This is a genomic window from Streptomyces sp. NPDC021562 (genome assembly GCF_040640875.1).
Lineage (GTDB): Bacteria > Actinomycetota > Actinomycetes > Streptomycetales > Streptomycetaceae > Streptomyces.
Genome location: NZ_JBFACN010000030.1, coordinates 51,685 through 67,818 on the forward strand (window position 1 = coordinate 51,685; position 16,134 = coordinate 67,818).

The window sequence follows — 16,134 nt, forward strand, 5'->3', positions numbered from 1 at the left end:
TTCTCGTGGCTGGGCGGTGCGGGGCGGTCAGCGCCGGACCGTCTCGACGAGGTCGTGGCTGATGCCCAGGTCGTCGAGCAGCAGCTGCAAGGGCCCGGTGTCCCGCGCGGGTACGGGACGGGACGCGGCCCACTCGCCCAGCTGACCGGCGTCGACCTCCAGGCCGCCCTGGGCCGCCACGGTCACCCAGGGTTCCAGGTCCGCGGAGCGGAACGCGGTCAGTCCGTCGACGAGTGCTTCGCGGAACATCCGCTGCTGTGCGCCGTCCAGGTTGCGGTAGAGCGAACCGCACAACTCGCGGAACACGACCGCGTGTCCGCCCTCGTCCCGGCGGTGCAGATCGGTGGTGATCCGGTTCATCGGCTGGATCTCCTGGGCGGTGGCGAGTGCGGAGAGGAACCCGCTGATGGTGGTCTCCGCGGCCAGGGAGAACGCGATGTCGACGATGTCGCGGTCGAACCCGGACAGCCCGGCGCGGACCGCGTCCCGCCCCTGGACGACCGACCAGACGTCCGGCGCGAATCTCAGGTCCGCCAGGTCGCGCCGCCTGCGGGTGACGCCGACGGCGTTGTGGCACATCAGGATGTGGTAGTGCTCGTCGATGATCGTCTGGTGCAGGGCGTCGACGGCGACGTCGTCGCGGCGGACGGGGATCCGTTCCTGGAGCATGAGCCGGCAGGCCGGCAGGATGATCTCGTCCTCGATGGCCGCGGTCTTGGCGTTGTAGGAGATCCACGCGGCGGACAGGATGCGTTCGCGGGCCTCCCGGTCGAGCCGGTCGGCACCCGGCAGGAACAGTACCGGGACGAGGCGTTCGGGGAAGTCCGGCAGCGCCGTGTCGAAGTGGCCGTCGAGGTCGAGCTCGTCCTTCTTGACGGCCACCCGCTTCCCCCAGCGGCGCGTCAGCTGCACCAGCAGGTCGCGCTCGTAGGCGGGCTCTTCACGTGCCGCGGTCATCGGGAAACCTCCCTCATGGGTTCACCACGGGAATCAGGGCGGCGGCTGCCGGGACGGCGAGCGCGGCCAGGCGCGACTGCCAGTGTTCGGCCGTCGCGACGTCGGTGTCCTGGAACCGGCCCAGGCCCTCGGTGACGGGCCTGATGCCGTGCAGGGCGTTCAGCGTCCAGACGGGTACGCCGGCGAGATCCGCGGCGGTGGCCCGCTCGGTGACGACCTGGTGGCCCGCCGTGCCGGCGAGTTCGCCGAGCAGGGCGCGGGTGATCCCGGGAAGCAGTCCGGGACCGGGCGGTGGCCCGCACAGCGTGTCGTCCCGCCACCAGACGACGCTCGTGGTCGCCCCTTCGAGCACGTGGCCTTCCGGCGAGACCAGCAGTGCCTCGTCGGCTCCCGCCGCGACCGCGGCGGCGCGGAGGGCGGCCAGGTGGTCGAGGTCGGCGCCCTTGACGGCCGGCAGCCGTCGTCGGTCGGGTCCCGGCGCGGTCCACAGCCGGACGGTCGCGGTGCGCGGTGGCGCGGGACGCAGCCACATCCGCAGCCGTGTTCCCGGCCCGGTCTGCACGAGTTCGACGCGAGGAAACCATCGGCCCCGGGCGGGCAGTGACGCGGCGACCGCACGCAGGAACCGGTCCGTGGTGTCCGTTGCCGGTCCGGGGAACCGGAGGCAGGCCGCACCGAAGCGTGCGGCGTGCCGGTCGAGTCCCCGTACCCGTCCCTCGTCCACGAGCCAGGAGTCGGCGACCAGGACCGTCCCGGCGGCGTCGGCCGGCGCCCATCCGCCTTCGGCGTCCCACCACCGGCGGACGCCCTGGCCCGGCGCCGTCCCCGTCGCTGTGCCCGCCACGGTGTTCATCGCCGGGGACCGCTCAGGTGCGACACGGTCGGCGCGCGCCAGGCGCGGAGCGAGGCCGCCGCCTTGAGCAGCATCTCCTCGTACTCGTCGTCCGGGTCGGAGTCGAGCACGATCGCTCCGCCGGCGCCGATCGTCAACCGGTCACCGACACGGACCGCGGTGCGGATCACGATGTTCAGGTCGGTGCCGCCGGAGAGACCGAAGTAGCCGAGGGCACCGGAGTAGACACCCCGGGCCTCCGTCTCCAGGCCGTCGATGATCTCCATGGTGCGCAGCTTCGGCGCTCCGGTCATCGAGCCGCCCGGGAAGCACTGCCGGGCGCAGCCGATCGCGCTCACCCCGTCGGCGAGCCGTCCGCGGACCGTGGAGACCAGTTGGTGCACGGTCTCGTAGCTCTCGACGGCCAGGTACGGGTCGACCTCGATGCTGCCCACCTCGCAGACCCGGCCCAGGTCGTTGCGGAGCAGGTCGACGATCATCAGGTTCTCGGCCCGTGTCTTGGCGCTGGAGGCGAGAGTGGCGGCCAGTTCGGCGTCGCGCACGGGGTCGGCGTCGCGAGGGGCGGTGCCCTTGATCGGCTTGCTGGTGACCGTGCGGTCTCTCTCGATCCGCAGGAACCGTTCCGGTGAGGAGCTGAAGACCGTGACGTCGCCGAGGCGCAGGAGCGCGGCGTACGGTGCGGGGTTCGCCCGGCGCAGCCTCAGGTAGAAGGAGGTGTCGTCGTCGTGGAACGGCAGGTGCATCTTGTTGGTCAGGCAGATCTCGTAGCTCTCGCCGCGGTTCAGCTGCCGCCGGCACTCCGCGATGTCGGCCAGGTACTGGCCGCGGTCGCGGCGGAGGTGCGCCTCGGCCTGCGCGGGAGGGCCCCCGGCGGGGTCGTCCGGCGGTTCGGCGTCGGCCGGGTTCAGGGCCGTCAGGAGGGCGGCCGTCCGGTCCACCCACTCCTGCGCGTCGTTCCGGGTCCGCTCGTCGTGGACGGCCACCAGGTAGGTCAGGCCCTCCTGGTGGTCGACGGCGACGACGCGGTCGGCGAACATCCAGACGGCGTCCGGGGTCTCGGCGGTGTGGCGGGCCGTGGACCCGCACTCGGCCTTGAGTTCGTAGCCGAAGTAGCCGACGTAGCCGCCGGTCAGGTCGAACGGCAGGTCCGTGTCGGGGACGCGCCGTGCGCGCAGCCGCTGGTCGAGGACGTCGAACACGCTGCCGCTGACGAGGCGGACGCCGTGCGCGTCGCGTACTTCCACGGCGCCGCTGCCGGTGCGGTAGGTCAGGACCTCGCTGAGCGGGCCCGAGGTGTCGCCGAGGAACGAGAACCGCGACAGGCCCTTCTCCACCCGGCTGCTGTCCAGCCAGAAGCAGTACGGGGCGTCGTCGAGGAGTTCGAGGAACACGGCCTCGGCATCGGCGGCGGTCGGCACGACCGTGCTGATGATCCCCAGTCCCCCGGCCGCGCCGGGCGTGTCGTCGAAGAGCGCGGGGTCGGTGGTGACGTCGGTGAGGGTGACGGACGGTCGTTGTCCGTGCCGCGTCCGGCGGGTCAGGTCGGCGAAGTTCCGCAGGATCTCCCGCCCGTGCTGGGAGGCGATCGACTCGGGGTGGAACTGCACGCCCCACTGCGGCAGATCGCGGTGACGCAGCGCCATGAGCACACCGTCGTCCGCCCACGCGGTGGCGACGAGTTCCTCGGGGAGCGGTTCCCGCACGCACAGCGAGTGGTAGCGGACCGCGACGAACTCCCGCGGGACCCCGGCGAACAGCGGGTCTCCCTCGTGGGTGACCTTGGCGAGGTGCCCGTGTCTCGGTTCGGGCGCGGCGGCCACCTCCGCCCCGGCCAGGTGCGCGATCAGCTGATGTCCGAAGCAGACGCCCAGCACGGGCAGGGTGGTGCGGCGCAGCAGGTCGCCGACGAGACCGGCGTCGCGGGGGTTCTGCGGTCGTCCGGGGCCGGGTGAGACCACGATGTTGTCGAAGTCCTCCAGCCGCAGGCCGGACAGCACCGGGTCGTCGTTGACCATGACGACCGGCTCCTGGCCGTTGATGCCGGCGATCAGCTGGTACAGGTTGAAGGTGTACGAGTCGTAGTTGTCCAGCAGCAGGGTACGCATCAGGGACCGTCCAGGATCTTCGAGAGCGCTTGGACGTCGCCCGGCTCCAGGGTGATTCCGAAGATCTCCGCGGGCGCGGCGAGCAGTTCGTCCCTGTCCAGTTCCCTGGTGGTCGCCGGCTCCGCGGGACGTATTTCCGTGAGGGTGTCGCCGGCGAGGAGGTACCGCACGTCGGGCCGGGTGCGCTGGAGGACCATCCGGTGGTTGAACGGCGAGCGCGGGTGCGTGAGGCAGAAGTGGTTGAGGAGTTCGAAGTCCGACGGATAGCGCGCGTCGGTGGTGAAACCGTAGAGCTCCGCCGGCCCTTCGGGCCGCAGGAACCGCAGCACGTGTTCACCGTTCGGTTCCCGCACCAGGTCGAAGGGCCAGTCACCCTCCAGTCGCGCGTTCTCGGCGAGACGGATGGGGGCGTGCGGCCCGTACGCACCGAAACTCACGTCGAAGAGCCAGGGTTCGTCGTCGAGTTCCACGCACAGGGCGACGTGGAGCGCGGGACCGAACCTGTTCCCGGTGCGGATCCGGGTTCGTCCCGCGAGCGCCGAGAACGTGAAGCCGATCCGGTCCAGCACCGCCGCCATCAGGACGACCTGTTCCAGGCACCAGCCGCCGCGGCCCCGCCGCACGATCTTGTCCTGGACGCTGTCCAGGTCAAGCGGCACCGCGGTGCCCCCGAGCAGCGCGTCGAGGTTGTCGAAGGCGATCGCGTCGACGTGGGCGGCGTGCAGGCCCCGCAGCGTGGCGAGGTCCGCGGCCACGTCGCCCCGGTAACCGACACGGGTCAGGTAGGCGTCCAGGTCGACGCCGCCGCCCTGCCACATCGAATCTGACACACACAGCTCCTCGTTCATGTGAACTGCCCCGCCAGCACGCCCGCGAGGAGGATCCAGCCGTAGTAGGTGTTGGCGACGAAGGTGTCCCAGCACGATGTCGGATCATCCAGGTCCACGCGGACGAGCAGGGTGGACAGGAAGACTCCCGCGGCCACGACGATCAGGTAGAACGCCCACCCCATGGACATTCGGGAACCGGCCCACCACACGCCGCCGACGCTGAGCGCGAGGAAGACCGCAAGCCATGCCTTGGTGGCCTTGCCGAACAGCAGCGCGGAGGACTTGACACCGATGTGCCGGTCGTACTCCTTGTCCTGATGGGAGTAGATCGCGTCGTGGATCAGGGTCCAGAAGGCCCCGCAGGCGTACAGGCCGTACACCGCCAGGGGGTAGTGGAGGCTCCCGGTCGCCGCCGTCCAGCCGATCAGCACGTAGACGCTCATGACCAGCGCGAGGAAGGCCGAGGGCCAGAAGAAGACGCGTTTCATGAAGGGGTACGCGACGATCAACGGGTACGAGGCCGCGGCGACCAGAACCGTCTGCACGTTCAGGACCGCCAGGACCAGCAGGGCGACCAGGCCCTGTGCGGCGGCGAACAGGAGTGCGTTCCCGACGCTGATCGTCCCCGACGCGACCGGGCGCGTCACGGTGCGGGCGACTCGGGCGTCGACGTCCCGGTCCACCGCGTCGTTGACCGCGCAGGCGGCGCCGCGCACCAGCACCGCGGCGACGGCGAGCACCACCACCGCCAGGAGGTCGGGTCGTCGACCGGAGGCGAGGACGGCGGCCCACAGCCCTGGAAGCAGGTAGAGGACGTAGCCCGTGGGCCTGTCCAGGCGCATCAACAGCAGGTAGGCCCGGACCGGGTGGGGGCTCTTCGTGACGACGTCTGTGGATATCTTGTGCAGCATCAGGATCCGATCACCAAGTCACCGGGAGGTGGACCAACCCGCCGATCAGCGTGTCGTGGCGCAGACTCAGCTCCTCGACACCGACGGCCGGACGCAGGGTCGGGAAGCGTGCGACGAGTTGGCCGATCACCACCTGGAGCTGCATCCGGGCCAGCGTCGCGCCCACGCAGTGGTACGCGCCGTGCCCGAACACGAGGCTGTCCGTGGTGTCGCGCCTGACGTCGAGCCGGCCGGCGTCGGTGAAGACCGTCTCGTCGTGGTTGGCCGCGATGATGTTGAGCAGCACCAGATCGCCGGTCCGGACGGTGACCCCGTCGATCTCGAAGTCCGTCAGCGCGTAACGGGGCATACCGCCGTTGTGCGGGTTCGGCATGGACATCCGCAGGGTTTCCTCGACCGCGCCGGGGACCAGGCTCGGGTCGTCCACCAGCGCCTGCCACTGTGCGGGGTCGGACAGCAGCAGCGTCACGCAGGTGCCGATCCGGGCCACGGTCGTCTCGTAACCGCCGAACAGCAACAGCGCCGTCAGCCCGAGGACCTCGTTGTCCTCGATCCCCTCGGTCGCGCAGATCCTGGAGATCACGTCGTCGCCCGGATTCTGCCGTTTGTCGGCGACGAGCCGCCTGCAGTAGGCGAACAGCTCGCCCAGCCCCTGTCGGGACCTGTCCGGGTCCCCGACGTTGGCGGCGTCCTGGGTCCAGCCGCCGAACCGGTCCTTGTCCTCCTGGGGGACGCCCAGCCACTCGCACATCACCTGAATCGGCAGCGACAGCGCCAACGCCTGCCGCAGGTCCACGGGTGGCTGCTGCCCGGCCACCGCGTCCAGGAGCTGCCCGGTCAGTTTCTCGACGTAGGGGCGCAGCGCCAGCATCCGCTCGGGTGCGAAGTGCGGTTCGAGCAGCGCACGCAGCCGGGCGTGGTCGGTGGCGAAGCCGCCCAGCAGGCCGGCGAGAAGCGCCGACCCGCTGTCCTTGGCCGCTGCCCGCGGGTCGGGGTTCGAGCGGCTGAGCCGGTCGTCGTCGAGCAGCTGCCGCACCCGGGCGTGCGCGGTGACCAGCCATGCCTCGTCGCCTTCGGCGGTACGAACGCGATGGATCGCGCCCTGGGACTGGAGCGTGCGCAGCCCTGGCGCGAGGTGCAGCACATGCGTCTGCTCGAAGGGCAGTTGGGCTGGGGTACTCACTGACGGCCTCCGCCGGAATCGGGGTTCGGACCACCATCTCGAAGACGATCACGACGTACGGGAGCCGTCGCTGCGGTGTCCGTCGGGGAATGAGGAGGGCGGACCCGCCGGCCGGCGGCAGGTCGGTCGGGTCATGGTGTGCGATGGACGATGCGGTCGAACAGCGCGGTCAGTTCGCTGGTCGCGGCCGGGGACAGCTCGGCTCGTGCGAGGTGTTCCAGAGCCGAGTCCAGGTGGGTGCGGGACACCTGCTCGGCGGCGTGCCGGCCGCCGGATTCCGTGACGAGGTCGGCCATCTCCTGCAGGTGCGCCGGCGTGGTGCCGTCGGCGTGCCACAGCCGGTGCAGTAGGTCGGCTGCCGGATGGCCGGCGGACAGCGCGGCCAGTACGGGAAAACTCGGGTTGCGCCGCGCGATGTCGCTCCGGACGGGCTTGCCGGTGACCGCGGGGTCGCCCCAGATGTCCTCGACGTCGTTGAGGATCTGGAAGGCGAGGCCCAGATGCCGCCCCGCGCCGCGCAGGGCGTTCAGGACGCGTTCCGGGCTGCCCGCCCGCAGGGCGGGCGTCACCAGTGCGCACTCCAGGAGCGCGGACGTCTTCTCCGTCACGATCCGGTCGTACTCCGCGACGCCGGTGCCCGGACCCAGCCGGACGGTGAGCTCGCGGGCCTGGCCGGCGAGCACGAGAGCGAGGGCTTCGGCGAACGCGCCGGAGATCTCCGCCCGGCCGGGGCCGGTGTCGTCGACGACCATCCGCAGGCCGAGGGCCTGCAACGCGTCACCGGCCAGCACGGCCGCACCGATGCCGAACACCTTCCACGCGGCCGGCCGGCCGCGACGCGACTCGTCCGCGTCGATGATGTCGTCGTGGATCAGGGTCGAGTTGTGCAGCAGCTCCAGTGCCGCCGCGTGGCTGCGCACGTCCGCCGGCCGCAGGCCGACTCCGTCCGCCGCCGCCATCATGAGGGCGGAGCGGGTCAGCTTGCCGCTCGGGGCGCTGCTGGGGGCACCGTGTTCGTCGGCGAAGCCGAGGTGGTAGGAGCAGATCCGGGCCAGGGTCGGCTCCAGGGCGGAGACCTGCTGCCGGATGACGGGCCATACCGTGGCCCGCACCGTCCTCGGCGACGGGGAGGTACGAACCCCGGCCGACGAGGTGTCGAGTGCGCTCATCGAGATTTTCCTCCGGTCGCACGCCGTCCCGATTACTGGTCAGAACCGACGCGCATGGGGTTCGCGAATTGCACCACTGGAAATCATCGTGCTGGATATGCCGCTCGATGGAATGTGCCTGAGCGTTCCGACCGCCATCCTGAACGACCTCCCCTGCCGTGTCAACGACGCAGGGTGAGCGGCTTCGACTTTAGGAAAAACCCCAAAGAACACGGCGCAGGGTCTGGATTAGACTACCCTGCGGAGTGGTGGCCGCCGGGCGGCACCAGGGCCGAACGCGACCGATCACCGCCGGGAATTGTTCACCGAAAGGTTGAGAGGCGGAATGCCTGTGTCAGTCGATTCTGAGCAATTACATGAAGGCAGGCCGTTCGACCCGTACGGCGCACATCGCGACGACCCGTATTCATTTCTGGCCGACATCGTGGAGACGGAGCCGGTGTTCTACGCGCCGCTGCTCGACGCGTGGTGTGTCACCCGGCGCGAGGACATGGTCGCCGTGCTGCGGGACGACCGTAACTTCTCGGCTCGCGACCACAACCCCCGTTCCTCGGTCGAGTTGCCCGAGGATGTGAGTCGGATGCTCCGGACGTGGCGCGGTGCCGGTGCGCTGGCCGTCGGCTCGCTCGACCCTCCCGAGCACTCCAGGATCAGGGAAGTGCTCAACATCGGGTTCACGCCCGCCAGGGTCAGGGCGTTCGCACCGACGGTCCGGGCGATCGCCGCCGGCCTCGCCGGGCGGACCGCGGCCTCGGCGGAGTTCGACTTCATCACGGAGTTCGCCGTTCCGTACTCGCTGGAGGTGATCTGCCGGCGCCTCGGGATCCCGGACGAGTACGTCGACCGCTGCCGGACCTGGTCCGAGCAGCGCATCGAACTCATGATGCTGCAGAGCTACACCGATCCCGACTGGCTGCGTGCATACGCCCGTGGCCTGATGGAGTTCGGAGCGTTCGCCCGGTCGCTCGTGCAGGAGCGGCTCGCCGCGCCGCAGGACGACCTGATCAGCGAACTGCTCCACGACGGCAGGGCGGGCAACACGCTCACCGCCGACGAGGTGGCCGTCCAGGTCCCCACGCTGATCTTCGCCGGACACATGACCTGTGCGGAGGCGCTCGGCACGATCGTCTACCAGCAGCTCCGGTCACCCGGCGGCTGGGCCGCGGTGGTCGACGGCACGATCGCCACGCGGGACCTCGTCGAGGAGGGGCTGCGGTTCGACAGTCCCCTGGCGGGCATGTACCGCACGGCGCTCCACGACGTGGTGGTCGGCGACGTCCACCTGGCCGCGGGGAGCCGGCTCCTGCTGCTGTACGGAGCGGCCGGCCGGGACCGTCGCGCCCACGCGTGTCCGGCCGGGTTCAGTCCGGGCAGCGGGTCCGCCGCGCATCTCGCGTTCGGGCACGGCATCCACTTCTGCCTCGGAGCCGGATTCGCGCGCATGGAACTGGAGGTCGCGATCGAGGCCGTCGCCGACCGGATGCCGGGTCTGGCTCTGGCACCGGGGGCGCCGCCACCTCACCGGCCGGTGTTTCCGCTGCGGGCGCTGAGCGAGCTGCGGGTCAGGCAGCAGGGACGGGCGTCCGGGCGTCCTTCGGGAGGTCTCAGCGACACGTTGGCCCCCGCGGAACTCACCTGATCCGCGTGCAGTGACGGCCCGCCGGTTCACCTGGCGGGCCGTTTCGGCTTGTGGGACCCGGTGGCAGGCCCGCACATCGAGGAGGCTGCCGGCCGCGGTCGGCGGCCGACAGCCTCACCGGAACTCGACGGTGCCCTTCGGTGTCGGGAAGGACGGGGTGTGGCGCCTTCGGTCAGGCGCGGACCGCGGTCAGGAAGAGGTAGCCGCTCTCCGGAATGGATCCGAACCTGCGCACGAAGTCGATGAGCGAGTCGGCCTGTTCCGCACCGACCAGATCGGACAGCTTGTCGCGGACGGTCTCGAACGCGTCGGCCATGAGACCGAGGGTGCGGATGACGTTGTCGGTGATGTCGCGGATCTCCACGTCGACGAAACCGTTCTCGGCCAGGGCCACCCGGTACTCGTCCACCGTGCCCAGGGAGCGGACCGCGTAGTTCTCGCAGATGTGGTCCAGGACCACGCGCCCCTCGGGGCTGACCGGGTCGCGCTGGATGACATCGGCGATGGCGAGGCGCCCGCCGGGACGCAGGACGCGCGCGGTCTCGGAGAGCACCTGGCCACGGTCGGGCATGTGCCACATCGACTCGAAGGCCCAGGCCGCGTCGAACGAGCCGTCGGGGAAGGGCAGGTCCATCGCGTCGGCGAACTGGAACGTGGCCCGGTCGGCGAGGCCGGCCTCGGCCGTGAGTTCCGTGGCCTCCGCCACCTGGATGTGGCTGACGGTGATGCCCACCACGTCCACGTCACAGGCGCGGACCAGCCGCCGCGCGGGGTGGCCGACACCGCAGCCGATGTCCAGGACCCGCTGGCCGGGCTGCGCGGCGAGGCCCGTGATCATCAGGTCGGTCAGGCGGTCGGTGGCCACCTCGACGGAGCTGTCGTCGGCGTCGTTCTCCCAGTAGCCGTAGTGGATGTTGCGGCCCCACGCGGAACCGTAGATCCGACCGAAACCGTCGTACACGGTGCGGACGTCGCTGGGAGCGGGAGACTGCTTGAGCGTCATGAGGAACTCCGTGTCGTGGTGAGGATCGCACGGGCCGGCACCGGTCCGGCCGTACCTCTGTCGAAAGGCGGGCGGAAACCCGCCGCGCCCGGCCGGGCAACGCCGGCCGAGCGCCTGTGATCCGCCGACCGGCCGCGCAGGCCGTCAGGCGGTCAGCTCACTTCAGCTCGAAGCGCAGGAAGCCCAGCCGCAGGCCGCCCGCCCGCCATTCGGCGCCGAGTGCCTGGTTCGCCATCAGCGATATCCTCAGCTGCCGGCGCTCGACTGCCGAAAGGCCGCTGTCCGTCTCCAGGACCGCCTTCGTCCAGGCGGTGCTCTCCTCCCAGAACGGCGCGGTCTCCGAGGTGGCGTCGACGTCGTCGACCAGTTCGAAACCCGCGGCCTGCGCGGCCTCCGCGTAGTCGCGCACCGTTGCCGGTTTCGTGTAGAAGTACTCGGCCCACACATCGGCGCCGTGCGGGCGGGTGATGAACACCTCCTCGATGCACACGCTCCCGCCCGGACGGAGCGCGCGCGCCAGCCGCTCGAACCACCGGGGGCGGTCGAAGTAGCCGCTGCTCTCGATCGCCACCGCCGCGTCGTAGGGGCCGCCGTCCGCGGGGAGGTGCATCGCGTCGCAGACCAGCGCCCGGACCCGCCCGTCCACCCCGCACTCGCGCGCGAAACCCTCGACGATCGGCGCGTGTTCCGGCGCGTTGGTGACCGCGGTGACGTCGGCGCCGTATTCCTGCGCCCAGAAGAGCGAACCCCCGCCGAGACCGCAGCCGACGTCCAGGATCCGCCCCGAGAGCCGGTGTTCGGCACCCCAGATCTTGGCCGCGTAGCGCAGCAGACCCTCTTGGTGCAGCCGAATGCTGCGACGGATGGCGTCCGGCGTCGCGTCGTGGACGTCAAGCGGCGTCCGGGAGGACGGGTAGTGGCCTACATGATAGTGAATCCGGGGTCCAGGCCCGTATTTCCGCACAAGCCTGGCCGTTTTGTCGTCGTAGTACTGGCCGACTATTTTCACCTCGTCCTGAGGCTCCGGCGCCGTTCGAGGCGAGGTGGAAAGTTCATCCAGATTTGACACGGTCACTCCTCCAGAGCCCGGATGCCGACGACGTTGGCGATCGGCCTGCTGTGGTGGTCGCCCTGCGCTCGCCGCGATTTCGGCGCACACGCGGTTCAAAATGGAGAGCCGCCCGCACGACTCGGATATTGAGTCGTCTCGAAATCAAGTGGCAGCCATCGGACTCCATCCTGGAGGGCGGCCCTGGTCGTGTCAACGACACCTCTCGACCGTCTTCGACTTTAGGAAAAACCCCAAAGATAACGGTGCGAGGTCTGGATTAGACTGCTCTGCGGAGTGGTGGCCGCTGGGCGGCACCGGGGCCGAATTCGAGTCCGGCGATTAGCCGGCACCCAACGGCAGAGAAGTCTTCCCGAGCTCGGACGTCACGGACGGAACGGAGTGGGAATGAGTGGCGGTAAGCAGGTGCTGCTGGCCGAGCCGCGGAGTTTGTGCGCCGGGGTGCGCCGGGCGATAGCCATCATCGACCTCGCACTGGAGCAGCACGGAGCGCCGGTCTACGTCCGCAAGGAGATCGTGCACAACCACTACGTGGTGCGCGAGTTCCAGCGCCGGGGTGTCCGGTTCGTCGACTCCGAGCTGGAGGTGCCGGAGGGCGCGGTGTGTGTCTTCTCCGCGCACGGTGTCTCCCCGCAGGTGCGGCAGAACGCGGACGCCCGCGGCCTGGACGTGCTCGACGCGACCTGCCCCCTGGTGGCCAAGGTGCACCAGGAGGCCCGGCGGTTCGCCCGCGACGGGCGGACGCTGCTGCTGATCGGGCACGCGGACCACGAGGAGGTCGAGGGCACCTACGGGCACGCTCCCGAGCAGACGGTCGTCGTCGAGACGGTGGCCGACGCGGAGGCTCTGGACCTTCCCCCGGACGCACCGGTCGCCTACCTCACCCAGACCACGCTCTCGGTGGACGAGACGAAGGACATCATCGCCGTGCTCCAGCGCAGGTTCACCGACCTGCGCGGACCCGCCACCGACGACATCTGCTACGCAAGCCAGAACCGCCAGGACGGCATCAGGGCCATCGTGGACCGGTGCGAGCTGGTGCTGGTGGTCGGTTCGACCAACTCCAGCAACTCGATCCGGATGGTCGAGGTGGCGCGCAGGCTCGGCGGCCGGGCCGAACTGGTGCCGGACGTGACCCGCTTCGACCCCGCGTGGCTGGACGGCGTCCGCACGGTCGGCGTGAGCGCCGGGGCGAGCGCGCCGGAGATCCTCGTCGACGAACTGCTCGACCGGCTCGCCGAACTGGGGTACGCGGACACCTCCGTGGCACGGGTCGCGACCGAGGACATCGTGTTCTCCCCGCCCGCGCGGCTGACCGGAGCGGCGGACGCGCCGTGACCGCGCGCGGCCGCCGCGGTCCGGCCGGCCGGACCGGTGTCGCGCCGGGCGGTCGGCCCGAACTGACGGAGACAGCGGCCGAGGCCGCCTACCGACCCCGGTGAGGAGACCTGTTCGCCATGGCGCTGCTGGAAACCGTGCACGACCCGACGCGGCTGCGTGAGCTGACCGCCGGAGAGCTCCGCGACCTCGCCGGGGAGATCCGCGCGTTCCTGATCGAGCGGGTCTCCGCGACCGGGGGACATCTGGGACCCAACCTGGGTGTGGTCGAGCTGACCATGGCGTTGCACATGGTGTTCGAGTCCCCGCGGGACCGGTTGGTGTGGGACACCGGGCACCAGTCCTACGTCCACAAGATCCTGACGGGTCGCCGGGCCGGATTCGACCGGCTGCGCAAGTCCGGCGGAGTCTCCGGCTACCCGAGCCGGAAGGAGTCCGAGCACGACCTGGTGGAGAACTCGCACGCGTCCACCGCGCTGTCCTACGCGGACGGGCTGGCCAGGGCGGACGCCCACCTCGGCCGGTGTGACCGGGCGACCGTCGCGGTCATCGGCGACGGCGCGATGACCGGCGGCATGGCCTGGGAGGCGCTCAACAACATCGCGGGCGGGCCGAAGAGGCCGCTCGTCATCGTGCTCAACGACAACCAGCGCTCCTACGCTCCGACCGTCGGCGGACTCGCCGCGCACCTGGCCGACCTGCGGGCCGGGCGCGGGCCGGGCGTGTTCGAACAACTCGGGCTCGGCTACCTCGGCCCCGTCGACGGACACGACCTCTTCGCGGTCCAGGACTGCCTGCGCCGCGCGATCGCCCTGGGCGGGCCGGTGGTGGTGCATGCGATCACCGCCAAGGGCAGGGGGTACCGGCACACCGAGGCCAACGACCTCGACCTCGGCCACGCCGTCAAACCGATGGACCCGGGCACCGGGCAGGCGTTACAGGCGTCACCCCCCTCGTTCACCTCGGTGTTCGGCGAGAAGCTGGCCGAACTGGCCGAGGGTCGCGACGACCTGGTGGCGATCACGGCGGCCATGGCCGAGCCGGCCGGACTCCTGCCGATGCAGCGCAGGTTCCCGCACCGGGTGGTCGACGTCGGCATCGCCGAACAGCACGCGGTCACGATGGCCGCCGGCCTGTCCATGGGCGGCGTGCACCCGGTGGTGGCGATCTACTCCACGTTCGTCAACCGCGCGTTCGACCAGCTGCTCATGGACGTCGCACTGCACCGCCGGCCGGTGACGTTCGTCCTCGACCGGTCCGGGGTGACCGGTGACGACGGTCCGAGCCACAACGGCATGTGGGACCTGTCGGTGCTGCAGGTGGTGCCGGGGCTGCGGATCGCTGCGCCACGGGACGGCACCAGGCTGGCCGACCTGCTGGCCGAGGCGGTGGCGTGGGAGGAGGGCCCGACCCTGCTGCGGTTCCCCAAGGGCCCCGCCGGTGCGGACCTTCCTGCCGTCGCCACGTTCAACGGGCTCGACGTGCTGCGCCGTTCCGGCCCGCTGGACGTGCTGATCGTCGCGGTGGGCGCGTTGGCCGGACTCGCGCTCGCCGTCGCGGACGGGGCCCGGGCCCGGGGCATCGGGGTGACGGTGGTGGACCCGCGATGGGTCACCCCGGTCAACCCGGCGCTCGCCGACCTGGCCCGCCGCCACCGGCTGGCGGTCACGGTCGAGGACAACAGCCGCGCGGGGGGCGTCGGCTCGGCGATCGCGCAGGCGTTGCGGGACGCCGACGTGCGCACCCCCTTACGGGAGTTCGGCCTCCCGAGGCGGTTCCTGGACCACGGCTCACGGGCCGAGGTGCTCGCCGCCTGCGGGCTGACCGCGCAGAACGTCACCCGGGTCGTGGTGGAACTGCTGGCCGGCCTCGACGCGGCGCCGGGCGGCATCGACGACTCCGGCACCTGGCCGGTTCACTCAGGGGAGGAACAGTGACGACCGTCGATCTGGGCATGCCCTCGCCGCGCAGGGACGAGGTCCCGCTCTCGGTGGCCACACGGCGGTCCTCCCGCCAGATCATGGTCGGCACGGTGCCCGTCGGCGGCGCCGCGCCGGTTTCGGTGCAGTCGATGACCACCACGCCCACCGCCGACGTCGACGCCACGTTGCAGCAGATCGCCGAGCTCACCGCGGCGGGCTGCGAGATCGTGCGGGTCGCCGTGCCGTCGGCGGACGACGCGGCGGCGCTGCCCGCGATCGCCCGCAAGTCGGGCATCCCGGTGATCGCCGACATCCACTTCCAGCCGAAGTACGTGTTCGCCGCGATCGACGCCGGCTGCGCCGCGGTACGGGTCAATCCCGGGAACATCCGCCAGTTCGACGACCAGGTCGGCGCGATCGCCCGTGCGGCCAAGGACGCGGGCGTCCCGATCCGGATCGGCGTGAACGCCGGGTCCCTGGACAGGCGGTTGCTGCGCAAGCACGGCGGCGTCACGCCGGAGGCGCTGGTCGAGTCGGCACTGTGGGAGTGTTCGTTGTTCGAGGAACACGGCTACACCGATCTGAAGATCTCGGTGAAGCACCACGACCCGGTGGTGATGATCGAGGCGTACCGCAGGCTCGCCGCCCGGTGCGACTACCCGCTGCACCTCGGCGTCACCGAGGCGGGCCCACGTTTCCAGGGCACCGTCAAGTCCGCGGTCGCGTTCGGGGCCCTGCTCGCGGAGGGCATCGGCGACACCATCCGTGTCTCGCTCTCCGCACCACCGGTCGAGGAGGTCAAGGTCGGCACGCAGATCCTGGAGTCGCTCGGGCTGCGGCCGAGAGGGCTGGACATCGTGTCGTGTCCCTCCTGCGGCCGGGCCCAGGTCGATGTGCACACCCTCGCCGAGCGGGTCACCGCGGCGCTCGAGGGGTTTCCGGTGCCGTTGCGGGTGGCGGTGATGGGCTGTGTCGTCAACGGGCCCGGCGAGGCACGCGAGGCCGACATCGGTGTCGCCGCCGGCAACGGCAAGGGCCAGATCTTCGTCAAGGGCGAGGTGATCCGCACGGTCCCGGAGTCGAAGATCGTGGAGACCCTCCTGGCCGAAGCCGCGCGCATCGCCGAGGAGATGGGCGTGGATGTCGAGGCCTGAG

The 16,134-nt window shown here is 70.8% G+C and carries 13 protein-coding genes; 4 read left to right on the forward strand and 9 right to left on the reverse strand.

The window, feature by feature from the left end:
* Positions 1 to 27: 27 nt before the first annotated feature.
* The 7 genes from AB0G52_RS34160 to AB0G52_RS34190 form a co-directional block, all read right to left on the reverse strand.
* On the reverse strand, positions 28 to 957 hold the full coding sequence (locus tag AB0G52_RS34160) for a diiron oxygenase (RefSeq protein WP_132891795.1): 930 nt from the start codon (positions 955 to 957) through the stop codon (positions 28 to 30).
* 13 nt (positions 958 to 970) lie between these two features.
* Positions 971 to 1,810 (reverse strand): aminotransferase class IV, encoded by an 840-nt coding sequence (locus AB0G52_RS34165; RefSeq protein ID WP_132891796.1) that lies wholly within the window; start codon positions 1,808 to 1,810, stop codon positions 971 to 973.
* A complete protein-coding gene (gene pabB / locus AB0G52_RS34170; RefSeq protein WP_361341927.1) occupies positions 1,807 to 3,915 on the reverse strand; it encodes an aminodeoxychorismate synthase component I in 2,109 nt (702 codons plus the stop codon). The genes AB0G52_RS34165 and pabB overlap by 4 nt, the downstream gene beginning before the upstream one ends.
* The gene (locus AB0G52_RS34175; protein WP_361341930.1) at positions 3,915 to 4,745 is read right to left on the reverse strand and encodes an arylamine N-acetyltransferase; all 831 of its coding nucleotides are present in this window, start codon (positions 4,743 to 4,745) and stop codon (positions 3,915 to 3,917) included. The genes pabB and AB0G52_RS34175 overlap by 1 nt, the downstream gene beginning before the upstream one ends.
* A gap of 14 nt (positions 4,746 to 4,759) precedes the next feature.
* Positions 4,760 to 5,656: a 4-hydroxybenzoate octaprenyltransferase gene (locus AB0G52_RS34180; protein ID WP_361341933.1), complete on the reverse strand. Its 897-nt coding sequence runs from the start codon at positions 5,654 to 5,656 to the stop codon at positions 4,760 to 4,762.
* A gap of 10 nt (positions 5,657 to 5,666) precedes the next feature.
* Entirely contained in the window at positions 5,667 to 6,839 is a 1,173-nt protein-coding gene (locus AB0G52_RS34185; RefSeq protein WP_361341936.1) for a cytochrome P450, read from the reverse strand.
* Between the two features lie 131 nt (positions 6,840 to 6,970).
* Positions 6,971 to 8,008: a polyprenyl synthetase family protein gene (locus AB0G52_RS34190; protein ID WP_207921858.1), complete on the reverse strand. Its 1,038-nt coding sequence runs from the start codon at positions 8,006 to 8,008 to the stop codon at positions 6,971 to 6,973.
* A gap of 331 nt (positions 8,009 to 8,339) precedes the next feature.
* Here AB0G52_RS34190 and AB0G52_RS34195 point away from each other — a divergent pair, with 331 nt between their 5' ends.
* Complete coding sequence (locus AB0G52_RS34195) at positions 8,340 to 9,647, forward strand: cytochrome P450 (protein ID WP_361341939.1); 1,308 nt, start codon at positions 8,340 to 8,342, stop codon at positions 9,645 to 9,647.
* A gap of 172 nt (positions 9,648 to 9,819) precedes the next feature.
* Here the strand turns inward: AB0G52_RS34195 and AB0G52_RS34200 are convergent, their stop codons facing one another.
* Entirely contained in the window at positions 9,820 to 10,650 is an 831-nt protein-coding gene (locus AB0G52_RS34200; RefSeq protein ID WP_132891802.1) for a methyltransferase domain-containing protein, read from the reverse strand.
* A 157-nt stretch (positions 10,651 to 10,807) separates the two neighbouring features.
* The gene (locus tag AB0G52_RS34205) at positions 10,808 to 11,719 is read right to left on the reverse strand and encodes a methyltransferase domain-containing protein (RefSeq protein ID WP_132891803.1); all 912 of its coding nucleotides are present in this window, start codon (positions 11,717 to 11,719) and stop codon (positions 10,808 to 10,810) included.
* Between the two features lie 387 nt (positions 11,720 to 12,106).
* On the opposite strand from AB0G52_RS34205, the gene ispH reads away from it, so the two are divergent.
* From ispH to ispG, 3 genes are all read left to right on the forward strand, one after another.
* Positions 12,107 to 13,057 (forward strand): 4-hydroxy-3-methylbut-2-enyl diphosphate reductase, encoded by a 951-nt coding sequence (gene ispH, locus AB0G52_RS34210; RefSeq protein ID WP_132891804.1) that lies wholly within the window; start codon positions 12,107 to 12,109, stop codon positions 13,055 to 13,057.
* 119 nt (positions 13,058 to 13,176) lie between these two features.
* Positions 13,177 to 14,994, forward strand: a complete 1,818-nt coding sequence (locus tag AB0G52_RS34215; protein WP_361341944.1) for a 1-deoxy-D-xylulose-5-phosphate synthase — start codon at positions 13,177 to 13,179, stop codon at positions 14,992 to 14,994.
* Positions 14,991 to 16,133 (forward strand): flavodoxin-dependent (E)-4-hydroxy-3-methylbut-2-enyl-diphosphate synthase, encoded by a 1,143-nt coding sequence (gene ispG, locus AB0G52_RS34220; protein WP_207921859.1) that lies wholly within the window; start codon positions 14,991 to 14,993, stop codon positions 16,131 to 16,133. The genes AB0G52_RS34215 and ispG overlap by 4 nt, the downstream gene beginning before the upstream one ends.
* The last annotated feature ends 1 nt before the right edge of the window (position 16,134 follow it).

Bases quoted from the DNA above. Each gene is read 5' to 3' on its own strand.
- AB0G52_RS34190 (WP_207921858.1), bottom strand. From the start codon at position 8,008: ATGAGCGCACTCGACACCTCGTCGGCCGGGGTTCGTACCTCCCCGTCG.
- AB0G52_RS34200 (WP_132891802.1), bottom strand. From the start codon at position 10,650: ATGACGCTCAAGCAGTCTCCCGCTCCCAGCGACGTCCGCACCGTGTAC.
- AB0G52_RS34165 (WP_132891796.1), bottom strand. From the start codon at position 1,810: ATGAACACCGTGGCGGGCACAGCGACGGGGACGGCGCCGGGCCAGGGC.
- pabB (WP_361341927.1), bottom strand. From the start codon at position 3,915: ATGCGTACCCTGCTGCTGGACAACTACGACTCGTACACCTTCAACCTG.
- AB0G52_RS34215 (WP_361341944.1), top strand. From the start codon at position 13,177: ATGGCGCTGCTGGAAACCGTGCACGACCCGACGCGGCTGCGTGAGCTG.
- AB0G52_RS34180 (WP_361341933.1), bottom strand. From the start codon at position 5,656: ATGCTGCACAAGATATCCACAGACGTCGTCACGAAGAGCCCCCACCCG.
- AB0G52_RS34160 (WP_132891795.1), bottom strand. From the start codon at position 957: ATGACCGCGGCACGTGAAGAGCCCGCCTACGAGCGCGACCTGCTGGTG.
- ispH (WP_132891804.1), top strand. From the start codon at position 12,107: ATGAGTGGCGGTAAGCAGGTGCTGCTGGCCGAGCCGCGGAGTTTGTGC.